The sequence below is a fragment of the Oceaniglobus ichthyenteri genome (genome assembly GCF_003057885.1).
In the GTDB taxonomy this organism is placed as follows: domain Bacteria; phylum Pseudomonadota; class Alphaproteobacteria; order Rhodobacterales; family Rhodobacteraceae; genus Oceaniglobus; species Oceaniglobus ichthyenteri.
Map to the genome: position 1 here is coordinate 21,932 of NZ_QAGK01000002.1, position 22,890 is coordinate 44,821.

Sequence of the window (22,890 nt, forward strand, 5' to 3'; positions counted from 1 at the left end):
GTCGTCCGGTTTCCCAAACGCCCGCGCACTTTCAGCCGCCGGTCGATCCGAATCCGCCCGCGCCGCGCGCTGTCTGTTGGCTGAACTGATCGACAACCTCAAACACGGGCCGCACAATCGGGACAAATACCAACTGGCCAATCCGTTCTCCGGGGTGAATTTCAATCGGCGCCGTGCCCGCCGGATTGCGGTTCCAAACACTGATCAGGATCTCGCCATTATAATCGGGATCAATCAACCCGACCGTATTGCCCAGCACCAGACCCTTTTTATGGCCCAACCCCGATCTTGGCAAAACCAGCCCGGCAAGGGAAAAATCATCAAAGGAAATCGCGATTCCCGAACGGATCAGAACAGCCGGTTCTTGAGGTGTGATGTGCGCAATGCCTTCGGTGCAGGCGTACAAATCCACACCTGCCGCGCCTTCGGTCTGGTATCGGGGCGGGCCCCAATCCGACACTCTGGAATCCATAATCTTGATCTGCACGCCAATCCTCCACGATACACCGGGGGCCGCATTAAACCATCTACCTTCCAAATGTCACGACCGCCGCTCAGGTCAAGCCGGCCAAATGCGCAAACCCCCGCCAGAATGCGTCGTCCACCCTTTCAACCGTGCCGCAGGCACAGTAAAGGTGACGGATGGATAAACCTTCCCCTCCGTCCGGTGATCGAATCGCCAAGGTTCTGGCCCGCGCCGGAATTGCCAGCCGCCGCGACGCCGAGCGGATGATCGAAGCTGGCCGCGTCAAGGTGAACGGGCGGCATATTTCATCGCCCGCCCTGAACGTGACCGAGGCGGATGTGATCACGGTTGATGACAAACCGGTTGAACCACCCGCGCCGCCGCGCCTGTGGCTGTATCACAAACCTGTCGGTCTGGTGACCACCGCGCGCGACGAAAAAGGCCGCCCCACGGTGTTTGATAATCTGCCCGAGGGAATGCCACGGGTGATGTCGGTCGGGCGGCTTGATCTGAACTCGGAAGGGTTGCTTTTGCTGACCAATGATGGCGGCATCAAACGCCAGTTGGAATTGCCCAGCACCGGCTGGTTGCGCAAATACCGGGTGCGGGTCAACGGCACCCCGAACGAACCCGATCTCGCCCCCTTGCGGCGCGGTGTTACGATTGATGGCGAACGGTTTCAGGGCATGGAAATCACCCTTGATCGGCAAAAGGGCGCGAATGCCTGGCTGACCGTTGGTCTGCGCGAAGGCAAGAACCGCGAAGTGCGCCGCGTGCTTGACAGTGTCGGGTTGAAAGTGGGCCGGTTGATCCGCATCAGCTATGGGCCATTCCGCCTGAACGATCTGAAACCCGGTGAGGTGGAAGAAATCAAAGGCCGCGTCATGCGCGATCAGTTGGGCATGGAAGGCGCGCCGCGTTTGAAACCCGCGCGAACACGCCAAGCCGGATCAGACAAGGGCGCCCAGCGAACCCGCAAATAAATTATCGGAACTTTGCCCGTGCTGCGCGCTTGTTTCCATTCGCATTGCAATTGGTGCTTTGTGGACCGGGTGATTGATTTTTAGGCATTGCCCCAATCGTCCGGGCGAATTGATCGAGGTATCGGCGGAAATTTTCCGGTAAAACGCGGCCCATTACGGGCTGGACCCTGTGAATATCCGGTGTGATGGCTTAGATTGGTTTTATTGAATCGAAGGGGCCTTTTGTTATGGCCAGATTGATAATCGTGCTGCTGTTTCTGGCGGTTTTGATGGGTTTGGCCATGGGTGTGGCCAACGGCGTGGGGCGTATGGCCCAGGCCGGGCGGGCGCAATTGGCGCGGGCCGAGATGGGGAATGGAACCATGCAACGACTATCCGGCATCCTGCTGCTGGCGCTTATCCTATATGTTTCGATCTGGGGAGGCGCCTGAGATGGCGCAACGATTTGGTGGCAAACACAGCCCCGATGGCCCCACAAACGCCCCAAACCGCCCCCAATGGGAGGGCAAATCGCCCTCGCGCGCCGGTGCCTTGGTCAACGCGCTGTTTGTGGCCCCTTTTCCATTGGTGATCTTTGCGTTTTTCAAAGACCCCGCTGGTCTGGCGTTTAATTTGGTCGCATTTGGCATTCTGATGCTTGCCGCATGGCTGACCCGCGAAGGCGTGTTGGCGCACGAGGCATTCGATGCCCGCAAGGTGGCCAAACGCCCCGCCATTCCCCGCAAATTGTTTGGCGCGGTGCTGACCGGGCTGGGCCTGGCGGTGGCGGGCGCTGCGGGGGGCGATCTGGTCGCACCGGTGATTTTTGCCGGGCTGGGCGGTGGGTTGCATTTTTTGGCGTTTGGCGCTGATCCCTGGCGCGACAAGGGCGTGGCCGGGGTTGATCAGTTTCAGGCCGACCGTGTGGCGCGCGTCGTGGACGAGGCCGAGGCGCATTTGAAATCGATGAAAGACGCCATTCTGCGCGCGGGCGACCGCCCCGCCGAAACCCGGGTGGATCGGTTTATCGCCACCGCGCGTGACATGTGCCGCACAGTCGAAGAAGACCCCCGCGATTTAACCGCCGCGCGCAAATTTCTGGGCGTTTATCTTTTGGGTGCGCGCGATGCGACGGCGAAATTCGCCGATATCTACGCCCGCACCCGCGATGCCAAGGCCCGTGCCGATTACATGGCGCTTCTGGATGATCTGGAACAGGGCTTCGCAGCACGCACGCAAAAGCTGCTTTTGGAAGATCGCAGCGATCTGGATGTGGAAATCGAGGTTTTGCGCGACCGTCTGGCGCGCGAAGGCTTGGCACGCGGTCCGATTGACCGTTAACTATAAATATTCCCGAGGGAGAGTAACCTATGCCCAACACCGTTGCCCAAAAGGCCGCCAGCACCACATCCGAAGTTGATCAGGTGGCGGCGGTTGTGCTGTCGGAACCCACGACCGAGGTTATTCCGTTTGAATTGGCCGAGGCCCCGGTGGCCGCTGAAATCGAAAGCCGGATCGCCGAGATCGATATGGATGATACGAATTCCATCGTATCCTTCGGATCGAACGCCCAAGCCGAATTGCAGGTGATCAGCCAATCCATGCTGGCCGATGTGCGCAACAAGGATGTCGGGCCCGCGGGCGACAGCCTGCGCCAGATCGTGACGACGATTCGCGGCTTTTCGGTGTCGGAACTGGATGTGCGGCGCAAACGGTCATGGTGGGAAAAGCTGACCGGGCAAATGGCCCCGATGGCGAAATTCACCGCCCGGTTCGAAGACGTGCAAGGCCAGATCGACAGCATCACCGACACGCTGCTGACCCATGAACACACCCTGCTCAAGGATATCAAATCGCTTGATATCCTGTATGATAAGACCCTCGCCTTCTATGACGAACTGGCCCTGTATATCGCTGCCGGCGAAGAAAAACTGAAACGCCTGGACGCAAATGAGATTGCCGAAAAGCAGGCCGAGGTTGACGCCGCGCCAGAAGACAAAGGTGTGATGATTGCCCAGCAGTTGCGCGATCTGCGCGCCGCGCGCGATGATCTTGAGCGTCGGGTGCATGATCTGAAACTGACCCGTCAGGTCACCATGCAATCCCTGCCCAGCATCCGATTGGTTCAGGAAAACGACAAATCTCTGGTGACGAAAATCAACAGCACCTTGGTGAACACCGTGCCCCTGTGGGAAACCCAACTGGCCCAGGCGGTGACGATCCAACGTTCGCGCGAGGCGGCGGAATCGGTGCGCGAGGCCAATGACCTGACCAATGAATTGCTGACCTCAAACGCCAAGAACCTGCGCGATTCAAATCGCGTGGTGCGCCAAGAAATGGAGCGTGGCGTGTTCGACATCGAAGCCGTGAAAACCGCCAATGCCGATCTGATCGCCACGATTCAGGAATCGCTGCAGATCGCGGATGAGGGTAAAGCCAAACGCGCCGCCGCCGAAGAGGAGCTGCGCAAGATGGAGGCCGAATTGAAAGACACCCTGTCATCGGCCAAGTCCCGGAGCACCGGCCCCGCCGACACCCCCGCCACGTCAATTCCGGGCTGAATGGAGTGCGGGCCGGGTGGGGCATAACGGGCGCATTTCTGGCGCTGATCGGGGCCGCGGGATGTGAGACACCCGTGGCGGTTGATCCGGTGCCGCGCCCGCCCGCGCGGCCCGAAAAACTGGCCCAGCCCGCCCCGAAACCCAAACCTGCAGCGGTTCCCGATGCCGAAAGCCGGGAATTGGCGCAATATTATCTGCGGGTTCAAAACAGTCTGCTGGCGCAGGGGCTGTTGCGCCGTGACGGCGGCGGGGCCGATACCCCGTTTGGCGCGCGCCAGTTGGTGGAAAATTTCATTCGCATCGCGCTTTATGAAGAATATGCCAGCGTCGGTGGGGCGCTGATTGCGCGTCCAACCGCCAGCCGCCTGCACCGTTGGGAAATTCCGGTGCGGATGGAGGTCGAATTCGGCGCCACCGTTCCCGCCGCCACCCGCACCAAGGACCGCGCCGTGATCGCCGGTTTTGCCGCCCGGCTCAGCCGTCTCACGGGCCTGCCGATCAGCCAGGTCAGTTCAGGCGGGAATTACAACATTTTCATCGTCAACGAGGCCGAGCGCCGCGCCCTTGGCCCGCGTTTGCGCAAACTGGTGCCCGGCATCAGCGATCTGGCGGTGCGCACGGTCACCGACATGCCGCGCTCGTCCTATTGTCTGGTGTTCGCGTTGGATGGCGATAATTCCGGGCGATACACCCAGGCCGTTGCGATTATTCGCGCCGAACATCCCGATCTGTTGCGCCTGTCCTGTCTGCACGAAGAAATCACCCAAGGGCTGGGCCTGTCAAACGACAGCCCCGCCGCGCGGCCATCCATTTTCAACGATGACGAAGAATTCGCGTTGCTGACCACCCATGATGAAATGCTGTTGAAAATGCTTTATGATAAACGGATGCGCCCGGGCATGAACCAGTTTCAGGCGCGCCGCGTGGCACAGATCATCGCCGCCGAATTAATGGGCGGCGAAAGTTGAACAAATGCGCAACCCGGCCGGTTCGGCGGATATGATGCCGACGCAACCGCACCATCGGGTCAAGGCCCTTGGCCCGCGCAAAAATTCATGGTTTGATCGCGCCGCGCAGACAAGAGGGTAACATGTCAATTTTCGATTTTCTGTCCGGCCAATTCATCGATGTCATTCATTGGACGGACGACACCCGCGATACCATGGTGTGGCGGTTTGAACGCCACGGTCACGAAATCAAATACGGTGCCAAACTGACCGTGCGCGAAGGCCAGGCGGCGGTGTTCATCCATGAGGGCCAGTTGGCCGATGTGTTCACCCCCGGTCTGTATATGTTGGAAACCAACAACATGCCGATCATGACCAGCCTGCAACACTGGGATCATGGATTCAAAAGCCCGTTCAAATCGGAAATCTATTTTATCAACACCACCCGGTTTTCCGATCTGAAATGGGGCACGAAAAACCCGATCATCCTGCGCGATCCCGAATTTGGCCCGACCCGCGTGCGCGCCTATGGCACCTATACGGTCAAAGTGTCTGATCCGGCACGGTTCATGTCGGAAATTGTTGGCACCGATGGCGAATTCACGATGAATGAAATCAGCTATCAAATCCGCAACATCATCGTACAGGAATTTTCCCGCGTTCTGGCCACATCGGGGATTCCTGTTTTGGACATGGCGGCCAACACCCGCGATCTGGGGCGACTTGTGGCGGAAAAGATCAGCGAAACAATCACATCCTATGGCCTTGTTATTCCTGAATTATATGTCGAAAATATCTCGCTTCCTCCGGCGGTTGAGGCGGTGTTGGACAAACGCACCTCGATGGGCGTGGTCGGTGATCTGAATCGCTATACACAGTTTCAAACCGCCGAGGCATTGGGCAATGCCGAAAGCGCGGCAGGCGCGGCAATGGCCACCGGAATGGGCGCGGGCATGGGCATGGCCATGGGCGGACAGATGGCGCAAACCGGCCCGTGGGGGCCACGCCCCGTCGCCCCAGCCCCCCCGCCCCCGCCACCTGTTGAACACGTTTGGCACATCGCCGAAAATGGCGCGACCAAGGGGCCATTTTCCAAGGCCAGCCTGGGGCGCATGGTAACCGACGGCACCTTGCGCCGCGATACCCATGTCTGGACCCAAGGCCAGGATGGATGGATGCGGGCCGAAGATGTGGGCGAATTGGCCCAGTTGTTCACTGTGATGCCGCCGCCCCCGCCGCCGGGCGTATGATGCCAGCCCGCGCGCCTTTGTACGGCTTGGATCCGGTGCTTCGTTTTTAACCAAAGGCTCCTGTGATGAGTATTGAAAACCATCGTTTTCCTTGTGACACTTGTGGGTCGGACATGCGGTTCGCCCCGGAACAGGGTCTGTTGATTTGCGATCATTGCGGCAATGAGGAACAGATCGCGGCAACCCGCCCCACCCTGCCCCCAATCCGCGAGCTTGATTTCAAGGACGCGATCGAGGCCCGCCTGCCTGAGATCGAAATTGAAACCACCCGTGTCACCCAATGCCCCAATTGCGGGGCCGAGGTGGAATTGGGTGCCGATACCCACGCCACCGAATGCCCGTTTTGCGCCACGCCGGTGGTTACCGACACGGGCGAACACCGACATATCAAACCGCGCGCCGTTCTGCCCTTTGCCCAGACCGAAACACAGGCGCGTGATGCGATGAACACATGGTTGGGGCGGCTGTGGTTCGCGCCCAACGGATTGCGCGAATATGCCCGTAAGGGGCGGAAAATGCAGGGTATCTATGTGCCCTACTGGACCTTTGATGCCGATACCAAAAGTGCTTATCGCGGCGAACGGGGCACGGTGTATTATGAAACCCAAACCGTCGTGCGCGATGGCAAACGCCAAACCGTACAGGTGCAAAAGGTACGCTGGCGCGCCGTTTCAGGGCGGGTGGCGCGATTTTTTGACGATGTGCTGGTGCTGGCCTCACGTTCACTTCCCAAACGGTTTACCGACGCGCTGCAACCTTGGGATCTTTCGGCCCTGATGCCATACACCCCCGAATTTCTGGCCGGATTTCGCGCCGAAGGCTATCAGGTGGAACTGGCCGAAGGATATGACGAGGCGCGCGCCTATATGGACCGCTCGATCGAACGCGACGTGCGGTTTGACATCGGCGGCGACCGGCAGCGCGTGCATGGAATTGAAACCGCCGTATCGGATGTGACGTTCAAACATATCCTGCTGCCGGTGTGGTTGGCCGCCTATAAATACAACGGCAAAACCTATCGCTTTGTGGTGAATGGCCAAAGCGGTCAGGTACAGGGCGAACGCCCCTATTCTGCGATCAAAATCACCATCGCAGTGATCTTGATTGCCATCGTTGCCGGTTTGGTTGGCTTTGTCTATGCCCAGCAGGGCTGAGTTTTTCTGCACGTTAGCGATAACAGTATCCAAACCTACCCAAAGGAGGCGCAGATGATCCTGTGTTGTGGCGAGGCCCTGATCGATATGCTGCCGCGTGAAACCACGGCCGGCGAAACCGCATTTGCCCCCTACCCCGGCGGCGCGGTGTTCAACACCGCCATTGCCCTTGGCCGGCTTGGCAACAAGGTGGGGTTTTTCTCGGGTTTGTCCGATGATTTGTTTGGTGAAATGCTGGTTGATAGTCTGGCCGCCTCGGGCGTTGATACCCGCCCGGCGCACCGTTCCGCGCGCTCCACGACATTGGCCTTTGTGAAGTTCGTCGATGGCAATGCTACCTATGCGTTTTACGATGAAAACACCGCCGGGCGCAGCCTTACCGCCGAAGATTTACCAACGCTTCACGACGAATCGGCGCTGTTTTTCGGCGGCATCAGCCTTGTGGTTGACCCGTGCGGCACCGCCTATGAAACACTGGCAGGGCGGGAAACGGCCAAGCGGGTGATCATGATCGACCCGAACATTCGCCCCTCATTCATCACCGAAGAGGCGGCATATCGCGCCCGGATCGAACGGATGATGCATGCCGCCGACATCGTGAAACTGTCAGATGATGATCTGCATTGGTTGCAAGGGTCGGGCGATCTGGCTGATCTGGCGGCTGGGTTGTTGGCCAAGGGCCCGTCACTGGTGTGCATCACCGAGGGCGCAAAAGGTGCCACGGGGTACACCGCCAATGGATCGGTGTTCGTGCCATCAGAAAAGGTAACAGTCGTTGATACGGTTGGCGCGGGCGATACGTTCAACGCCGGAGTGTTATCGGCCCTTGATGATGCCGGGGTGCTGAACAAATCCGCCATCGCGGCACTGTCAGAAGATTTGGTGCGCCGGGCGCTGACCCTTGGGGTAAAATCCGCTGCCATTACCGTCAGCCGTGCAGGGGCCAACCCGCCGCACCGGTCCGAATTATGAGGGCGCTTTTACAACGGGTGAGCGAGGCGCGCGTCACCGTTGAGGGCGCCGTGGTGGGTGAAATCGGGCCGGGCCTGCTGATTCTGGTCTGCGCGATGGCGGGTGATACGCAGGCCGAGGCCGATAAATTGGCCGCCAAAATCGCCAAGCTGCGGATATTCAAAGACGATGCCGGGAAAATGAACCGGTCTGTGTTGGATACCCACGGCGGCGCACTGATCGTGTCGCAATTCACCTTGGCCGCTGATACATCAAGCGGCAATCGCCCGGGATTTTCCACCGCGGCCGCCCCCGCCGAGGGCGAAGCGTTGTATCACCACTTTGCCGGGGCTGTTCAGGCACAGGGCATTGCCGTGGCCACAGGGCGGTTCGGGGCCGATATGAAGGTGGCATTGGTCAATGACGGGCCGGTGACCATCTGGATGGAAACCTGAGTTTTTCCTCAATCTGTTAACCCGGTGTTAGGGTTAAACACGCTAGATTACCGCATCCGGATAACCCGGGAATCGGCCTGATCGGAAATGGTTCAGGTGCGGGTCAAACAGGGGGAAATCCCTGAATGGATCGCCCGCGAAGTCCATGCGCCCCCCTGCACGAATTGCAGGGGGCGCATGTTGGACATTGCTACAGACCGTCCTTTGCAATGGCGCGGGCCAGAATGGTCACGGCCTGACCTTGCGCCGTGGCAATCGCGTTGGCATTTCCGGCAGTATAGGGCACCGAAATATCGAAACGCCGCGCCACATCGCGGCGGCCACCATTCGGGAAGGTCACAAAATATTGCCCGGTCATCTGGTAATTGCCGTTGGCCCGCGCCAGGGCTTGGGAAAACCGCACCTCAAGCCGGGCATCGGCATAATCGCTGAGCGGCCAGGGTTCGGCGGCCACATTGGCCCGGGTCAAAATCGACAATGCATCAGCCAGCCCTTGGGTGACGGCGCGGATCGGGTTATCGGCCCATAACAGGTTTTCATCGCTGACCACCTCACCATTGGGCAGTTCAATGGCGATTGTTTCAAGCTCGGCATAGAGCGGCAGATTGACCTCGCGCACCTCGACCGACCCCACGCCGATGCGAATCTTTTCGCCCGCTGGCACCTGTGGCACCGCATAGCGCAAAGTGGGTGTTGACGTGCACGCCGCCAGGGTAAGGGCCAGAACAGTGGCAAGGGCAATCTTCATATCAACGTCCAAACAACAATGAATTCGGGCTCCGCTCGATCGAGCGGGCCAGAGTGGAAACGGATTTGGCAGCGGCGCGGATGTCGCGCAGGGTCGATTTTGCCTCGCTGCCCAACTGGCCATTGGCGTCATATCCGCCAACCACCTTTTCGGCCTCGGCCAACAGGCGGTTCATGCGGTTGACGAGGCCCGGCAAATCTTCGGTTGCGCGGGCCACCGCCGAGGCGGCGTTTTCCGTGGCAACCAGGGTTTTATTGGCATTGTCGATCAACCCGCCGTTACGCATATCGTTCAAAACGCCCTCGATCTGGGCCAAGGCGGCGTTCAGCGCGCCGGGCACCGCCCGGGTATCGGCAGAGCCGATCAGAGTATTGGCACTGTCGATCAGAACTCGGGCGCGTTCGGCCAGTTGATCCAGCGGAATCTCACCGGCTGATCCGACCAATGTTTCAATTTCGGCGGCAATGGCATCGGCCCGGGCGGTCAGGCGCGGCAAATCGATGGCGGCGGCATCCAGACTGATCATCGCCGATTGCGCCGTGTTCAGCACCGGCATCAGGGCGTCGGTGATCCGGGTCACGGCATCGCTGGCCTGGGTCAATGCCGCATCGGCGGCGTCAATCACACCTGAAGCGCGCAAATCATCCAGCGTGCCGCGCGCCGCCTCGATTGCCGCACCCACCTGCCCGGGCAGGGCGCGGGTGGCGGCATCATTCAACAGGGCATTGGCGCTGGTAATCACGCCTCCGGCGCGCGTCACCAGATCATTCAGCGGCAGCGCGTTGGCCGTGACGATCAGCGCGCGCGCATCCTGCGCCACGCCTTCGAGTTCGGTGATCAACGCGGGTACACCCGCCAGCCCCGCATCAGCGGATTCAATCACCGGCATCAGCGCCGTTGCCACATCGCCGATCGCCTTTTCTGTTGCGGTGAGGGTGGTTGACACCTGTTCGATCACGCCGCTGGTGCGCAGATCTTCGATCACACCGCGGGCTTGGGCCACGGTGGTGCGCAATTCGTTGGGCAGGGCAAGGGTGGCGGGATCCGTGAACAGGGAATCGGCGCTGTTCAACACCGTCGTCGCCTGTGCGATCAGCGCGTCAAGCGGCAAACCGTTGGCCGTGATCAGCAAGGCATCGGCACTGCGCGACACAGCCTGCAGATCGGTGACCAAAGTATCAACATCCGACACCGCAAGGCTGACGGCATCTGCCGCCTGCTCGGCCGCATCCAACGCCGCAACCAACCGTTTTACGGCGTCTTGCTCTTCGATAGACAGCAACAGCCGCTCAAAGGACGCGACGCTGCCCTCAAGGCTGGCCATCACCGCCCCGGCCTGATCCGGCAGGGCCTGCACCGGGCCCGACCCGACCAGGCTGCGCATGTCGGAAATCAGCGCCAGAACCTCGGCCGGGGTGCCGGTGGTGCCTTCGTCGTTCAACAACCTGTTGACGCTGTCCATGACATTGATGGCCGACCCAAGCAGCTCTTCCACAGGAAGTTCGTTGATCCGGTTGAACACCCCTTCGGCGGTATCGTTGAAATCGGAAATATTCGCCTGAACCGACGGAAAGATCGGATAGGGATCGGCGGTGCGATCGATATCTTCGGGCAACAGCGGGCCATAAAAATCAGGCACCAACAGCGCCACTTTCAACCCGCCCGTCAGGATCGAGGCATTCTGCAACTGTGCGCGCACCCCGCGATCCACCGCCGCTTCGAGAAAATCCAGCGCCTGTTGCGGGGTTGACGACGCCGACAGGCCCAGTTTGCTGAGCCGCAGCGAAACAGTGGCCAACAGGCGCACCGCATTGTCGCCAAACCGTTCTTCGTCCACCACGCCGGTGATGGCGGTAACCCGGCCCACATTGATGCCCTGAAATTCAACCGCCGCGCCCACGGCCAGACCGCTGACCGATCCTTCGAACACCACCGCCAGATCCAATTTTGGTCCTTCGCCGCCATCGGTGAACACGCTGTTGCGGGCGGTGTTTTCATCGGCAAACAGCTGAAATGTTTCCTGATCACCCACCGCCTCACCGCCGGAAACGATGGTATCAAACGCCACGCCCCCCGCCACCAGCGACGCCAGTGATGACACGCTGAGCTGCGCGCCGCTGGCGCCAAAGGAAAAGGTGAAACCCGACGTATCCCAGAATCGCGTCGCAGTGGTGATCAGCCGGTCTTCGGGCGCGCGAATGAATGCATCGGCAATCACCGCGACACCATCATCGGACAGGCGCAGATTGGCCACCTTGCCCACGGTGATCCCGCGATACAGGATCGGGGTGCCTTCGCTTAACCCCTCCACATTGGACGAACGTAGCGTGATCGCGATGCCCTCCTGCCCCGAACGGATCAGAGGCGGGCGATCCAACCCCCGAAAACTGGCGGCTGGCGCGTCGACGGTGGTGTTCCAGTTGCCCTCGATATAAACGCCCGACAACACGGTATCCAACCCCGATACCCCCTGGGCCGACACCTGCGGGCTGACCACCCAGAATTGCGCATCGGCGTCGACAAACCGGGCGACGTTCTTTTCCAGACGCACGGTCACAAGAACATCGTCCAACCCTTCGGAAAACCGCACATCTTCAACCAGACCCACCGCCACATCGCGATACCGCAGTTCGGTTTCGCCGGCCTTCACGCCAGAGGCGCTGGGAAATGCGATTTCAATCACTGGCCCACGGTCATTATAGGTGGTGAACACCACCCACAGCGACACCGCCAAAGCACCCACCGGCACCAGCCACACCAGTGACAATCGCTGCCACAGGCTTTTGCGGGCGGGCATGATTTCGGGCGTCGATGGTTGGATATTTTCGTCGGTCAAGGGGCCGTGTCCTTTGGGTTGTCCCAGATCAGCCGTGGATCAAAGCTGAGCGCGGCAAGCATGGTGAATATCACCGACAGCGCAAAAGTTATGGCTGCCGGGCCGGGATTGATCGTCGCAACGGTGCTTAATTGCACCAAAGAGCTGAGGATGGCCACCACGAACACATCAATCATCGACCAGCGGCCGATAAATTCGACCACCTCATACAGCCGATGCCGCCCATGGGCCGAAAGCCGAACCCGGTGCCGCAAGCTCAGCGCGAGATAGGCGATGGCGATGAATTTACCCACCGGAATCAACACCGAAGCGATGATGATGATCGCGGCAATCCCATAACTGCCGTGTTGGGCGATTTCCACGGCACCCGCCACAATGGTGCTTTCATCGGTCATGAACAGGGTGCGTGTGCGCAACATCGGATAGATATTGGCCGGGATGTAACAAATGATCCCGACCAGCCACCAGGCCCAGACCCGTTGCAGGCTGCTGTTGTCGCGTGAGGTCAGCCGCCCACCGCACCGCCCACAGCGGGTGTGCCCCATGGGCCAGACCCGTGTGCAGCGCGTACAGGCGATCAGCCCACTCTGACGCGCGGTGACAACCGGTGCCGCGCTCATGCGCGGTCGCCTTGATCAAGGGATTTCCAGATCGACCAGCGACACATATAGCCATCCTGAAACATGCTGACCACGACAAGGGCGGCAAACATCCAGAACGCCGGGCCAAAATCAACCCGTGCCAGATCGGAAACCTTGACCAGGGCGACCGCCACGCCGATCACGAAAATTTCCGCCATCGACCACGGTCTAAGCGCCTCGGCCCAGCGAAATGCCATCGCGGCCCGCGACCATGGCGCGCGGTCAAACACCACCGGCGTCAAAACATAGACCACCAGAAATGCGCGCAAAATCGGGATCAGCACGATCAGCAGCGTCACCATGACCGACAAGATCACCATCGGCCCATCCATGAATGCCAGCGCCGCATCAAACACCGAACTGGCGTTTTTCAATCCCGCCACCCGCACCTGCAGAAACGGAAAAAACGTCGCCCCCAACATCAGGATCATGATGCCAAGTGACATGGCAATCACCCGCAGCCCCGCGCCTTTGTGCGGCTGGATCAATACGGTATGACAGCGCACGCACATGGCCCGCTCACCGGGGCGCGGCGCCTCGGCACAATGCAGCGCGTCGCATTGAGGACAGGCGATCATTTCTTGCGCATTATCGGAAAAAGACAACGAATCGTTCATGAACAGCTTTCTAAGACACCGAGAGTTTAGCAGTATCCCGCCCAAGGTGCAGGGGCATTTGCGCTGTTTCCCCCCGCCCTGCATCAAACATTCGCGATATCGCGTTGAAAATCCCCCGAAATCGCCGCATGGCGCTATGCCAGCCGGATCGCCATGTCGATCATCCGGTTGGAAAATCCCCATTCGTTGTCATACCAGCCGAAAATCCGCGCCATGCCTCCCGGCTGTACCATCAGTTCCGGCCCAGCAATGATCAGGGATTCGGGGCGCGCGCGCAAATCTGTCGAAACCAAGGGCCGGTCGGTCCAGCCCAGAACAGGCCCGACCGCGCCGCGCAATGCCGCCTCAATCGCGGCGTGATCGGGTTTGCCATGCAATTGCACGATCAGATCCACCGCCGAAACACTGGCCGTGGGCACACGCACCGCCGCACCGGTGATCCGCCCGGTGAGGTGCGGCAGCACCGTGTCGATCAGCGCCGTGGCGCTGGTGGTGGTGGGCACCATCGAAAGCGCGCCCGCCCGGCTGCGCGCGAAATCACCGCGCGGCGTGTCAATCATCGGCTGACTGCTGGTATAACAATGGATCGTGGTCATATGGCCATGATCAACGCCAAATGCACTGTCCAGCACCGCCAGCAAAGGTGCCAGCGCATTGGTGGTGCAGGATGCGTTTGAAACGATGGGGTAATCCCCCGCCGCGCCTTCGTTTGCGCCCAATACCACCGTTGCATCCGCCGCCGCCGATGGCCCCGAAATCAATACCCGCCGCGCCCCGGCGCGCAGGCCGCGTTCGGCCACGGCGCGGCTGTTGGCCTTGCCCGTGCATTCCAACACCAGATCGACATCGCCAAAATCAAAGGTTGAAATGTCATCGCCATGATAGAACGGGATCGCGGTGCCATTGATTGTCAGCGCGCCATCGCCAACGCTCACCGTTCCCGGGAATGGGCCGAAAACACTGTCGTATTCAAACAGATAGGCACATAAATCGGCCGCTGCGATATCGTTGATCGCCGCAATCGTCACCCCGCTGTCGCGGCGCGATGTGAACAGCGCGCGCACAATCGTACGCCCGATCCGTCCAAATCCATTGATCGCAATCCGCATCGTCCCCCCATCACGGCGATATCGTCTGACCGCGCCGCCGATGTCAAATCAGTTCCCGTGTCGTCGCATATCACAGCAACAAGGGGCAGAAACCACCCTGCCCCTTTTTCTTGCTCTTAAATATCCAATAACAAGCCCTTAAAACGCTTTGCCACGGGCCGATACCGGCCACAGCGTTTCAACCTTGCCGTTGCGCACGCCCACATACCAATCGTGCACGTTACAGGTTGGGTCGCAATGGCCCGGCACCAGCTTCAGCTTGTCGTTTACCTTCAGCACACCATCCGGGTCGGCCACGACGCCGTGTTCATCGGAACATTTGACGTATTTCACATCGTCCCGCCCATAGATCGTGGGCAGGCCCGAATCCACCGATTGCGCCTTTAGCCCGGCATCAACAATCGCTTTGTCGGGCTTGGCGTGGCTCATCACACTGGTCAGAATGAACAATGCGTTTTCCCATTCGCCTTCGTCGATGCGGTTGCCGTCCTTGTCCAAAATCCGGCCATAATCGGCATCCATGAACGCATATGATCCACACTGAAGTTCGTTATATACGCCCGAGGCCCCTTCGAAATAATACGATCCGGTGCCGCCACCACCGACGATGTCACACTCCAGCCCTTCGGCCTTCAACGCGTCAACCGCGTCTTTCACCATATCGATGGCAATCTGGGTTTTGGCTTTGCGCTCGTCATAGCTGTCAAGATGCTGCATCGCGCCCTGATAGGCCTGAAGCCCCGAAAATTTCAGCCCCTCGGCGGCATCAATCGCCTTGGCAATTGCCACAACTTCCGGGGTGGTGGTGACGCCACAGCGCCCAGCGCCGCAATCAATTTCCACCAGGCATTCGATCTGCGTGCCATGCTTGACCGCGGCCGCCGACAGATTGGGCACATTGTCCAAATCATCGACACAGACAATCGTGCGCGCACCCAGTTTCGGCAGACGCGCGAGGCGGTCAATCTTTTCCGGCTGCGTCACCTGGTTTGACACCAGAATATCCGTGATTCCGCCACGGGCGAACACCTCGGCCTCAGACACCTTTTGACAGCACACGCCACAAGCCCCGCCCAGATCCTGTTGAATTTCCTGCACATCCACGGACTTGTGCATTTTGCCATGGCTGCGGTGACGCATTCCGTTGGCCTTGGCAAAGTCGCCCATCTTCTTGATGTTGCGCTCCATCGCATCCAGATCCAGCACCAGACAAGGCGTGCAAATGTCCGCCTCATCCATGCCGATATGGGCCGGAATGTCATAGCCCACTTCGAAATCGTCCAAATTCACATCTTTCATGTCGAATCCTCCTCAGGCCCCTACATCCAGGGCAGTTTTTTCAAATCTACATTGCCGCCGGTGATGATCACGCCCACCCGTTTGCCGCGAAACACCTCGGGGTTTTTCAGGATCGTCGCCAGGGGCACAGCGCAGCTTGCCTCCATCACGATTTTCATCCGCTGCCAGGTCAAAAGCATGGCGGCGATGATTTCATCCTCGGACGCAGTCAGAATATCGGTGACATGGCGCTGCACGAAATGCCATGTCAGCTCTTTCAATGGCACTTTCAGCCCGTCGGCAACGGTCACAGGCGCGTCATCGGCAATGATATGCCCGGCCCGAAACGACCGCGCCGCATCATCGGCCTGTTCGGGTTCGGCGGCGTACACCTTAACCTCGGGCGCAATGTTGGACAGGGTCAGGCAGGTGCCCGAAATCATGCCACCACCGCCGATGGGTGCAATCACCGCATCCAATCCGTCGGTCTGCTCCAGCAATTCGCGGCTGCACGTCCCCTGCCCGGCAATCACCCGCGGGTCATTATAGGGGTGCACGAAATCGGCGCCGGTTTCGGCATGGATCTTGGCAAACACCTCTTCGCGGCTGGTTGTCGATGGCTCGCATTCCGTGATGATCCCGCCATAGCCCAAAACCGCATCCTTTTTGGCCTGGGGGGCGGTACGCGGCATCACCACATGGCACGGAATACCCCGCCGCCCGGCGGCATAGGCCAGAGATGATCCATGATTGCCGCTTGAATGGGTGGCGACACCGTTGCGTGCCTCGGCATCGCTTAACCCGAACACCGCATTGGACGCACCGCGCACCTTGAACGCGCCGGCCTTTTGAAAATTCTCGCATTTGAAAAACAGTTCGGCCCCCGTCAGCTCGTTCAGATAGGACGAGGTCAGAACCGGCGTGCGGTGAATATGGGGGGTGATCCGCTCATGGGCCGCAATCACATCGTCATAGGTCGGGAGTATCATATCACCACTGTCCTTCATTGTGCTGCTGCCTTCATTTTGGCATTGGCCCCCACCATAAACGCCTTTTGCGCCGCCGCAACGCCACTGCCCAGGGGAATATCCAGGCCCAGATCGGCCATGCACATCTCGGCCGTGGCAATCCCGCTCAGGGTCATCACATCGGTGAGCGATCCAAGATGGCCAATGCGAAATACCTTGCCCGCAACCTCGCCCAATCCCACCCCGAATGCCACACCGTAAGCATCGGCAGCATGGGTCACGATATCGGTGGCGTTAAACCCTTCGGGGGTCACAATCGCGCTGACCGTATCAGATTGCACATCATCCGACACCGCGCACAGGTTCAGCCCCCATGCCGCAACCGCCGCGCGCACCCCGCTGGCAATCCGGCGATGGCGGGCAAAAACATTGTCCAATCCTTCGTCCAGCAACATATGCGAACTGATCAGCAACCCATTCATCAGCCCCACAGCGGGGGTATAGGGATAGGCGTTGTTGGCATATGCCTTTTCCATATCGCGAATATCAAAGAAGGTGCGCTTTAATTGCGCCATTTCTACAGATCCGCGCGCCTTGTCGGAAAATCCGACAATCGCCAAACCGGCAGGCAGCATGAAACCCTTTTGCGATCCGGTCACCGCCACATCGACACCCCAGGCATCGAACTGAAAATCCATCGACCCGATGGAACTGACCCCATCCACCAGCAACAGCGCCGGGTGATCGGCCGCGTCCATCGCCCGGCGGATCGCGCCGATGTCCGACACAACGCCAGTGGCGGTTTCATTATGGGTGGCCAGTACGGCCTTGATTGCTTTCCCTTTGTCCCCGGTCAGGATCTCTTCGAACCGATCCGCCGGAATGCCGTGACCCCACGGGGTTTCCACCACCTGAACATCCAATCCGAACCGTTGGCACATATCAATCCAACGATGCGAAAACATACCATTGCGCGCGATCAAAACCGTGTCACCGGGTGACAAAGTGTTGGTGATCGCCGTTTCCCACCCGCCCGTGCCGGTGGACGGAAAGATAAACACATGGGCGCTGTCCGATTTCAGAACCTTTTGCACATTGGCCCGCGCCGGGTGCAAAATGCGCCCGAAAATCGGCGAGCGGTGATCGACCGTCGGCATATCACACGCTTTGCGCACAACTTCTGGAATGTTCGTCGGGCCGGGAATGAAAACGGGGTTCTGAAAGCTCATCGCATCCTCCTAGGTGGCGTTACACCTGTTCTACGTTGCCTCCATCCGCATCTCAATTTTTTTGAATTTGATTTTCAAATTATGAAAAATCGAAACTTCTGAACATTTTCAATAGTTTGAATTTTTCACCCCTTGGTGATATTTTTCAAAAATGTGAAAGGCGGCATATTTCATGCCTTTCGCCCGCCACAAGCGCCAGACAAAAAATGTCGTGGGGCCGCAAGGCCCCTCCGCCTGGTCACACTAACCGATGATCTCAAACCGGGTCACATCAACCATGCCGCGGTCGGTGATTTTCAGCATCGGAATCACCGGCAGCGCCAAAAACGCCAGTTGCAAAAACGGCTCATCCAGCACCACGCCCAATGACACCGCCGCCGCGCGCAGGGCCACCAATCGCGCGTGCACCGTTTCAAACGGCTCCAAACTCATCAATCCCGCCATCGGCAGTGCCAGTTCGGCCAACACCGCGCCATCCCGCACCACGACAAAACCACCTTCAATCTCGCCCAGCCGGTTTGCGGCCAGCGCCATGTCATCGTAATTCACCCCGACCACCGCGATATTGTGGTGGTCATGACACACGGTCGATGCAATCGACCCAGCCTGAATGCCAAAGCCGCGCACAAACCCATTGGCGATATTGCCGTTCTTTCCATGCCGCTCAATCACTGTGATCCGCGCCAGATCGCGCGCCGGATCAGGGGCCTTATCGCCGTTTTCAACCGCGATATCCTCGTGCAAATGTTCGGTGATAATCTTACCCGGAATCACCCCAATCACATCACTTTGCGCGCGGTTACTGGTGGTGCGAAAATCGCCCGCCCCCACAGGCGGAGCTTTCACCGATTGCTGCCCTATCGGGGCCAAAACCCGGCGCGCCTCAAACGCCGCAGCATCCATCACCACGCCGCCGCACAACACCGCCTGCACATCACAGGCCTCTAACGATCCAACGGCCACAATATCCGCCCGCTTGCCCGGTGCGATCTGCCCGCGATCTTTCAGCCCAAACGCCTCGGCCGCCGAAAGCGACGCCGCGCGATAAGCGGCCAGCGGGCTAACCCCGCGCGCAATCGCCGTGCGGATCATGTAATCAAGATGCCCCTGCTCGGCGATGTCCAATGGATTGCGATCATCGGTGCAAAAACAGCAATAGGCACTGGTCGCATCGTTTAATATCGGCAGCAATGCCTCTAAATCCTTCGATACCGATCCTTCGCGGATCAACACCCGCATCCCCTTGCGCAGCTTTTCCAATGCCTCTTCGGCGCTTGTCGCCTCGTGTTCGGTGCGAATACCGGCGGCGATATAGGCGTTCAGGTCGCGCCCTGACAACAGCGGCGCGTGCCCGTCAATGTGTTGGCCGCGAAACGCCTCAAGCTTGTCCATACACCCCGGATCGCGGTGAATAACACCCGGATAATTCATGAACTCAGCCAGGCCCAGCGCCGCAGGATGATCCAGCAGCGGCAGCAAATCCGCCGCTGAAATCGCCGCCCCCGCCGTCTCCATATCGGTTGAGGGTACACAGGAAGACAGCTGCACCTTGATATCCATCACCGTTTCCATTGCCGCATCCAGAAAATACTGTATCCCCGGCACCCCCAGGACATTTGCAATCTCATGGGGGTCACAGATGGCGGTCGTCACACCGTGCGGGCCAACACAGCGGTCAAATTCAAACGGCGTGACCAGCGAACTTTCGATATGCAAATGCGTGTCGATAAACCCCGGCACCAGGGTGAGGCCGGTCAGATCCATCACCTCGACCCCGTCATATGTATCGCCGATGCCCACAATCTGCCCGTCGGTGATCGCCACATCGCCACTGATCCGCGCGCCGGTGACAACGCAAAAAACCGTCGCCCCCCGCAAGACCAGATCACAAGGCGCGCCGCCTTGGGCGGTTTCAATCAGACGAGACAGGCTGGGATCGGGCATCAGATGCCTCCTTCATGGGTAAATGTGTGACAGATTGGCACCAAATCACGTCAAACGTCCAGTGTTCGCGCCCTGAAATCGCCTGTTGACGCGGCTTGCCTTTTTTCAGGCAGAAAATCGCGCTATGTTATTATTTAAGCGCCCATGTGATCGGGAAGTGTGATGCAACCAGAAGAAGAGTTGCATCACAAAAGACAGGCAAAACATCTCTTTCGTCATCAGGTTTATAATCATGATGGCATCATAGTTCCTCCCTGACTGGACAGGCCGCGGTTCGCCGCGGCCTTTTTTTGTGGCGCCACAAATACAACCTAAGCGCGATCAAATTCATTCCACATCCAGCGGATCAATCAGCTCAGGCCCCGCCGCCCGGTTTGAATTTACGCTCCGGTCCACCCGGTGCCAGATCAGCGCATCGTCGGGCGCGGCCGTCATCAAAACCGCCGCCCCATGCCCCGCCTCGCCCAGCCACAGCGCCCAATCCTCGGGCGCCACGATCACCGGCATCCGGTGGTGGATTTCTGCCATTGCCGGGTTGGCGGCGGTGGTCACCACGGCGCAGGTCGCCATCGGGTCATCATTTCCCCACACTTGCCAGATCCCGGCCATCGCCAAGGGCGCACCATCGGCGCGGGCGATGTACCAAGGCAATCGGTTGCCTTCGGCATCCTTGGTCCACTCATAAAATCCACTGGCGGGAATCAAACACCGCCGGGCGCGCGCGGCGTCGCGGAACGCGGGCTTTTGTGCAATGGTTTCGGCGCGCGCATTGATCAACAGCGGCCCATCGTTTTCGGCCTTGTACCAATTGGGCAAAAACCCCCATCGCATCGCCGAAAGCCGCCGCGCGCCGTCTGATGCTACCACATGCACACGATTTGTCGGGCACACGTTATAATTCGGCACCTCGGGCAAATCATTGCCCGGCGCCGCCTGAAACATCTGCGCCATCGCATCATGGGGCAGCGTGACTGCCATTCGTCCGCACATAACCCACCTTAACAAACAATCAGGCCGTCCGACATGACGAACGGCCCTTGGTTTTTTCTTGCCAAAAATATCCAAATCCAACCGACGCCAGAAACACGCCAGCAGATTTGGCGCGCTTACTTTTGCGTGATGCGCCCTTCGACCACGGGCGAGACTGGCGCATTTGCCGCCATATATTCGGCCAGCACATCGGCCACGTCCGGACCGAAATCATAGGCGTTTTCCGCATCGCGGAACATGCTGAACCCATCGCCGCCATTGCGCACGAAATTGTTTGACACCACGCCATAGGTTGCCGCCGGATCAATCGGTTCACCGCCGACCATCACATCGGAAATCCGGCTGCCCACGGGCTGACTCAGATCGAAGGCATAGGTCATGCCGCCCACCTGTACGAACCGGCCTGAGGCCTCTTCATGCTGGCTGACTGCGTTTTCCAACGCTTCCAACATCACCGCACCGGTCACCTGAAATGTCGACAGGGTATTTTGAAACGGCAGCACGGTCAAAACCTCGCCCATGGTCACCTCTCCGGCATCAATGCTGGCGCGCACGCCGCCGCTGTTTTGAATGGCGATCTGAATGCCTTGGTCGGCCACGCGGGCCAGCATGGCATCGGAAATCAGGTTGCCCATCGCACATTCCTGCACCCGGCACACCGTACGGTCGCCATCAATCGCCTCGGTGGTTTCGGCCACCACCTTGTTGCGGATTTCATCCAAAGGCACGGCGGCCTCGGCCACACGATCCTTGGTGGCGGAATCCTCGGCCACGTTGCCATCCATGATCAATGGCGCGCCCTCGGCGGCGGTAATCACACCATCATCATCAAAGGTTACATTCAATTCACCCAGGAATTTGCCATAGGCATAGGCCTGTACGATGGCGGTATCGCCCACCATGGTGGGGTATTTGCCAACCGCGCCGTCCATATCGCCCAACAATGTGTTGGTGTGTCCGCCGACAATCACATCAACACCGGTGGTGTTTGCCGCCACCTCCTGATCCACGCCAAAGCCGGAGTGGGACAGCACGATAATCTTGTTCACGCCCTGTTCGGTCAGCTTATCGACTTCGCCCTGCACGGCATCGCTGGGATCGGTGAAAATCACGTTGGGGCCGGGGCTGGCCAATTCATCGGTGTTTTGGGGGGTCAGCCCGATCAGGCCGATCTTTTCACCGCCCTGTTCGATCACCACCGATTTCTGGATCACATCGGCCAACAGGGGTTCGCCGGAAATATCAGCATTGCTCATCAGAATGGGAAAATCCAGCGCTTCGGTAAAGCCGCGCAAAACCTCGGGGCCATCGTCGAATTCGTGGTTGCCCACGGTCATCGCGTCATAGCCCATTTTGTTCATCATTTCGGCGGCCAGTTTCCCCTTGTAATAGGTATAAAACAGCGTGCCCTGAAACTGATCGCCGCCATCCACAAGGATGCTGTTGTTTGACCGCGCCCGTGCATCGGCAATGGCGGTGACCAGCCGTGCTGATCCGCCAAAACACTCGCCTGCGGTGTTGTCTTCGGCCGAACAGCCGGAATCATACTTGCTGATCGGTTCGAAGCGGGCGTGAAAATCGTTGGTGTGCAGAATCGTCAGCGAATAATCGGCCTGTGCCACACCGGCCGACAGCGCCAGCGCGGCAACGGATGAAAGCAAACGAAGTGTCATGATAATCCCCCAGGGTTGGTTATGCGGATCAGATTGGCCAATGCCGCCGCGTCTGTCAAAGGCCAATGCACCGGTTGGCGTAATGGCGCACCACTGCCTTGACCCCCGCTT

At 59.2% G+C, this 22,890-nt stretch carries 21 protein-coding genes; 9 read left to right on the top strand and 12 right to left on the bottom strand.

Annotation, left to right across the window (positions count from 1 at the left end; translation table 11 throughout):
* Positions 1-31: 31 nt before the first annotated feature.
* The gene (gene dut / locus C8265_RS03135; RefSeq protein ID WP_476703831.1) at positions 32-487 is read right to left on the bottom strand and encodes a dUTP diphosphatase; all 456 of its coding nucleotides are present in this window, start codon (positions 485-487) and stop codon (positions 32-34) included.
* Positions 488-642: 155 nt separating this feature from the next.
* Here dut and C8265_RS03140 point away from each other — a divergent pair, with 155 nt between their 5' ends.
* The 9 genes from C8265_RS03140 (at position 643) to dtd (ending at position 8,746) form a co-directional block, all read left to right on the top strand.
* Positions 643-1,449, top strand: coding sequence for a pseudouridine synthase (locus C8265_RS03140; protein WP_108482550.1), 807 nt, complete (start codon positions 643-645; stop codon positions 1,447-1,449).
* A 227-nt stretch (positions 1,450-1,676) separates the two neighbouring features.
* A complete protein-coding gene (locus C8265_RS03145; RefSeq protein ID WP_108482551.1) occupies positions 1,677-1,880 on the top strand; it encodes a hypothetical protein in 204 nt (67 codons plus the stop codon).
* Position 1,881: 1 nt separating this feature from the next.
* Entirely contained in the window at positions 1,882-2,769 is an 888-nt protein-coding gene (locus C8265_RS03150; protein WP_108482552.1) for a 5-bromo-4-chloroindolyl phosphate hydrolysis family protein, read from the top strand.
* 29 nt (positions 2,770-2,798) lie between these two features.
* Positions 2,799-3,989 (top strand): toxic anion resistance protein, encoded by a 1,191-nt coding sequence (locus tag C8265_RS03155; protein ID WP_108482553.1) that lies wholly within the window; start codon positions 2,799-2,801, stop codon positions 3,987-3,989.
* Between the two features lie 5 nt (positions 3,990-3,994).
* A complete protein-coding gene (locus C8265_RS03160) occupies positions 3,995-4,957 on the top strand; it encodes a DUF2927 domain-containing protein (protein ID WP_240610958.1) in 963 nt (320 codons plus the stop codon).
* Positions 4,958-5,079: 122 nt separating this feature from the next.
* On the top strand, positions 5,080-6,186 hold the full coding sequence (locus tag C8265_RS03165; protein WP_108482554.1) for an SPFH domain-containing protein: 1,107 nt from the start codon (positions 5,080-5,082) through the stop codon (positions 6,184-6,186).
* 65 nt (positions 6,187-6,251) lie between these two features.
* Entirely contained in the window at positions 6,252-7,340 is a 1,089-nt protein-coding gene (locus tag C8265_RS03170; protein WP_108482555.1) for a TFIIB-type zinc finger domain-containing protein, read from the top strand.
* Positions 7,341-7,394: 54 nt separating this feature from the next.
* Positions 7,395-8,312, top strand: coding sequence for a carbohydrate kinase family protein (locus C8265_RS03175; protein ID WP_108482556.1), 918 nt, complete (start codon positions 7,395-7,397; stop codon positions 8,310-8,312).
* Positions 8,309-8,746, top strand: a complete 438-nt coding sequence (gene dtd / locus C8265_RS03180) for a D-aminoacyl-tRNA deacylase (RefSeq protein WP_108482557.1) — start codon at positions 8,309-8,311, stop codon at positions 8,744-8,746. Before C8265_RS03175 ends, dtd begins: the two co-directional genes overlap by 4 nt.
* Before the next feature lie 190 nt (positions 8,747-8,936).
* Here the strand turns inward: dtd and C8265_RS03185 are convergent, their stop codons facing one another.
* From C8265_RS03185 to C8265_RS03235, 11 genes are all read right to left on the bottom strand, one after another.
* Positions 8,937-9,494, bottom strand: coding sequence for a PqiC family protein (locus C8265_RS03185; RefSeq protein WP_108482558.1), 558 nt, complete (start codon positions 9,492-9,494; stop codon positions 8,937-8,939).
* A gap of 1 nt (position 9,495) precedes the next feature.
* Entirely contained in the window at positions 9,496-12,330 is a 2,835-nt protein-coding gene (locus C8265_RS03190; protein ID WP_108482559.1) for a PqiB family protein, read from the bottom strand.
* Positions 12,327-12,950: a paraquat-inducible protein A gene (locus tag C8265_RS03195; protein ID WP_108482560.1), complete on the bottom strand. Its 624-nt coding sequence runs from the start codon at positions 12,948-12,950 to the stop codon at positions 12,327-12,329. Before C8265_RS03195 ends, C8265_RS03190 begins: the two co-directional genes overlap by 4 nt.
* A complete protein-coding gene (locus C8265_RS03200; protein WP_108482561.1) occupies positions 12,947-13,588 on the bottom strand; it encodes a paraquat-inducible protein A in 642 nt (213 codons plus the stop codon). The genes C8265_RS03195 and C8265_RS03200 overlap by 4 nt, the downstream gene beginning before the upstream one ends.
* Positions 13,589-13,722: 134 nt before the next feature.
* Positions 13,723-14,697, bottom strand: coding sequence for a type I glyceraldehyde-3-phosphate dehydrogenase (locus C8265_RS03205; protein ID WP_108482562.1), 975 nt, complete (start codon positions 14,695-14,697; stop codon positions 13,723-13,725).
* A gap of 138 nt (positions 14,698-14,835) precedes the next feature.
* Positions 14,836-15,996, bottom strand: coding sequence for a 3-hydroxy-D-aspartate aldolase BhcC (gene bhcC / locus C8265_RS03210; protein ID WP_108482563.1), 1,161 nt, complete (start codon positions 15,994-15,996; stop codon positions 14,836-14,838).
* A 20-nt stretch (positions 15,997-16,016) separates the two neighbouring features.
* Positions 16,017-16,982 carry a beta-hydroxyaspartate dehydratase BhcB gene (bhcB, locus tag C8265_RS03215; protein WP_108482564.1) on the bottom strand — a complete coding sequence of 322 codons (966 nt, stop codon included), beginning with the start codon at positions 16,980-16,982 and terminating at the stop codon, positions 16,017-16,019.
* On the bottom strand, positions 16,979-18,172 hold the full coding sequence (bhcA, locus tag C8265_RS03220; RefSeq protein WP_108482565.1) for an L-aspartate--glyoxylate aminotransferase BhcA: 1,194 nt from the start codon (positions 18,170-18,172) through the stop codon (positions 16,979-16,981). Before bhcA ends, bhcB begins: the two co-directional genes overlap by 4 nt.
* Positions 18,173-18,415: 243 nt before the next feature.
* Positions 18,416-20,116, bottom strand: a complete 1,701-nt coding sequence (ade, locus tag C8265_RS03225; RefSeq protein WP_108482566.1) for an adenine deaminase — start codon at positions 20,114-20,116, stop codon at positions 18,416-18,418.
* 327 nt (positions 20,117-20,443) lie between these two features.
* Complete coding sequence (locus C8265_RS03230) at positions 20,444-21,106, bottom strand: SOS response-associated peptidase (protein WP_108482567.1); 663 nt, start codon at positions 21,104-21,106, stop codon at positions 20,444-20,446.
* Positions 21,107-21,222: 116 nt separating this feature from the next.
* Positions 21,223-22,779 (bottom strand): bifunctional metallophosphatase/5'-nucleotidase, encoded by a 1,557-nt coding sequence (locus C8265_RS03235; protein ID WP_108482945.1) that lies wholly within the window; start codon positions 22,777-22,779, stop codon positions 21,223-21,225.
* Positions 22,780-22,890 lie beyond the last annotated feature (111 nt).

Bases quoted from the DNA above. Each gene is read 5' to 3' on its own strand.
- C8265_RS03195 (WP_108482560.1), bottom strand. From the start codon at position 12,950: ATGAGCGCGGCACCGGTTGTCACCGCGCGTCAGAGTGGGCTGATCGCC.
- C8265_RS03155 (WP_108482553.1), top strand. From the start codon at position 2,799: ATGCCCAACACCGTTGCCCAAAAGGCCGCCAGCACCACATCCGAAGTT.
- C8265_RS03205 (WP_108482562.1), bottom strand. From the start codon at position 14,697: ATGCGGATTGCGATCAATGGATTTGGACGGATCGGGCGTACGATTGTG.
- C8265_RS03165 (WP_108482554.1), top strand. From the start codon at position 5,080: ATGTCAATTTTCGATTTTCTGTCCGGCCAATTCATCGATGTCATTCAT.
- C8265_RS03170 (WP_108482555.1), top strand. From the start codon at position 6,252: ATGAGTATTGAAAACCATCGTTTTCCTTGTGACACTTGTGGGTCGGAC.
- dtd (WP_108482557.1), top strand. From the start codon at position 8,309: ATGAGGGCGCTTTTACAACGGGTGAGCGAGGCGCGCGTCACCGTTGAG.
- ade (WP_108482566.1), bottom strand. From the start codon at position 20,116: ATGCCCGATCCCAGCCTGTCTCGTCTGATTGAAACCGCCCAAGGCGGC.
- C8265_RS03175 (WP_108482556.1), top strand. From the start codon at position 7,395: ATGATCCTGTGTTGTGGCGAGGCCCTGATCGATATGCTGCCGCGTGAA.
- bhcC (WP_108482563.1), bottom strand. From the start codon at position 15,996: ATGAAAGATGTGAATTTGGACGATTTCGAAGTGGGCTATGACATTCCG.
- C8265_RS03200 (WP_108482561.1), bottom strand. From the start codon at position 13,588: ATGAACGATTCGTTGTCTTTTTCCGATAATGCGCAAGAAATGATCGCC.
- bhcA (WP_108482565.1), bottom strand. From the start codon at position 18,172: ATGAGCTTTCAGAACCCCGTTTTCATTCCCGGCCCGACGAACATTCCA.
- C8265_RS03150 (WP_108482552.1), top strand. From the start codon at position 1,882: ATGGCGCAACGATTTGGTGGCAAACACAGCCCCGATGGCCCCACAAAC.
- bhcB (WP_108482564.1), bottom strand. From the start codon at position 16,982: ATGAAGGACAGTGGTGATATGATACTCCCGACCTATGACGATGTGATT.
- C8265_RS03185 (WP_108482558.1), bottom strand. From the start codon at position 9,494: ATGAAGATTGCCCTTGCCACTGTTCTGGCCCTTACCCTGGCGGCGTGC.
- C8265_RS03235 (WP_108482945.1), bottom strand. From the start codon at position 22,779: ATGACACTTCGTTTGCTTTCATCCGTTGCCGCGCTGGCGCTGTCGGCC.
- C8265_RS03230 (WP_108482567.1), bottom strand. From the start codon at position 21,106: ATGTGCGGACGAATGGCAGTCACGCTGCCCCATGATGCGATGGCGCAG.
- C8265_RS03140 (WP_108482550.1), top strand. From the start codon at position 643: ATGGATAAACCTTCCCCTCCGTCCGGTGATCGAATCGCCAAGGTTCTG.
- C8265_RS03145 (WP_108482551.1), top strand. From the start codon at position 1,677: ATGGCCAGATTGATAATCGTGCTGCTGTTTCTGGCGGTTTTGATGGGT.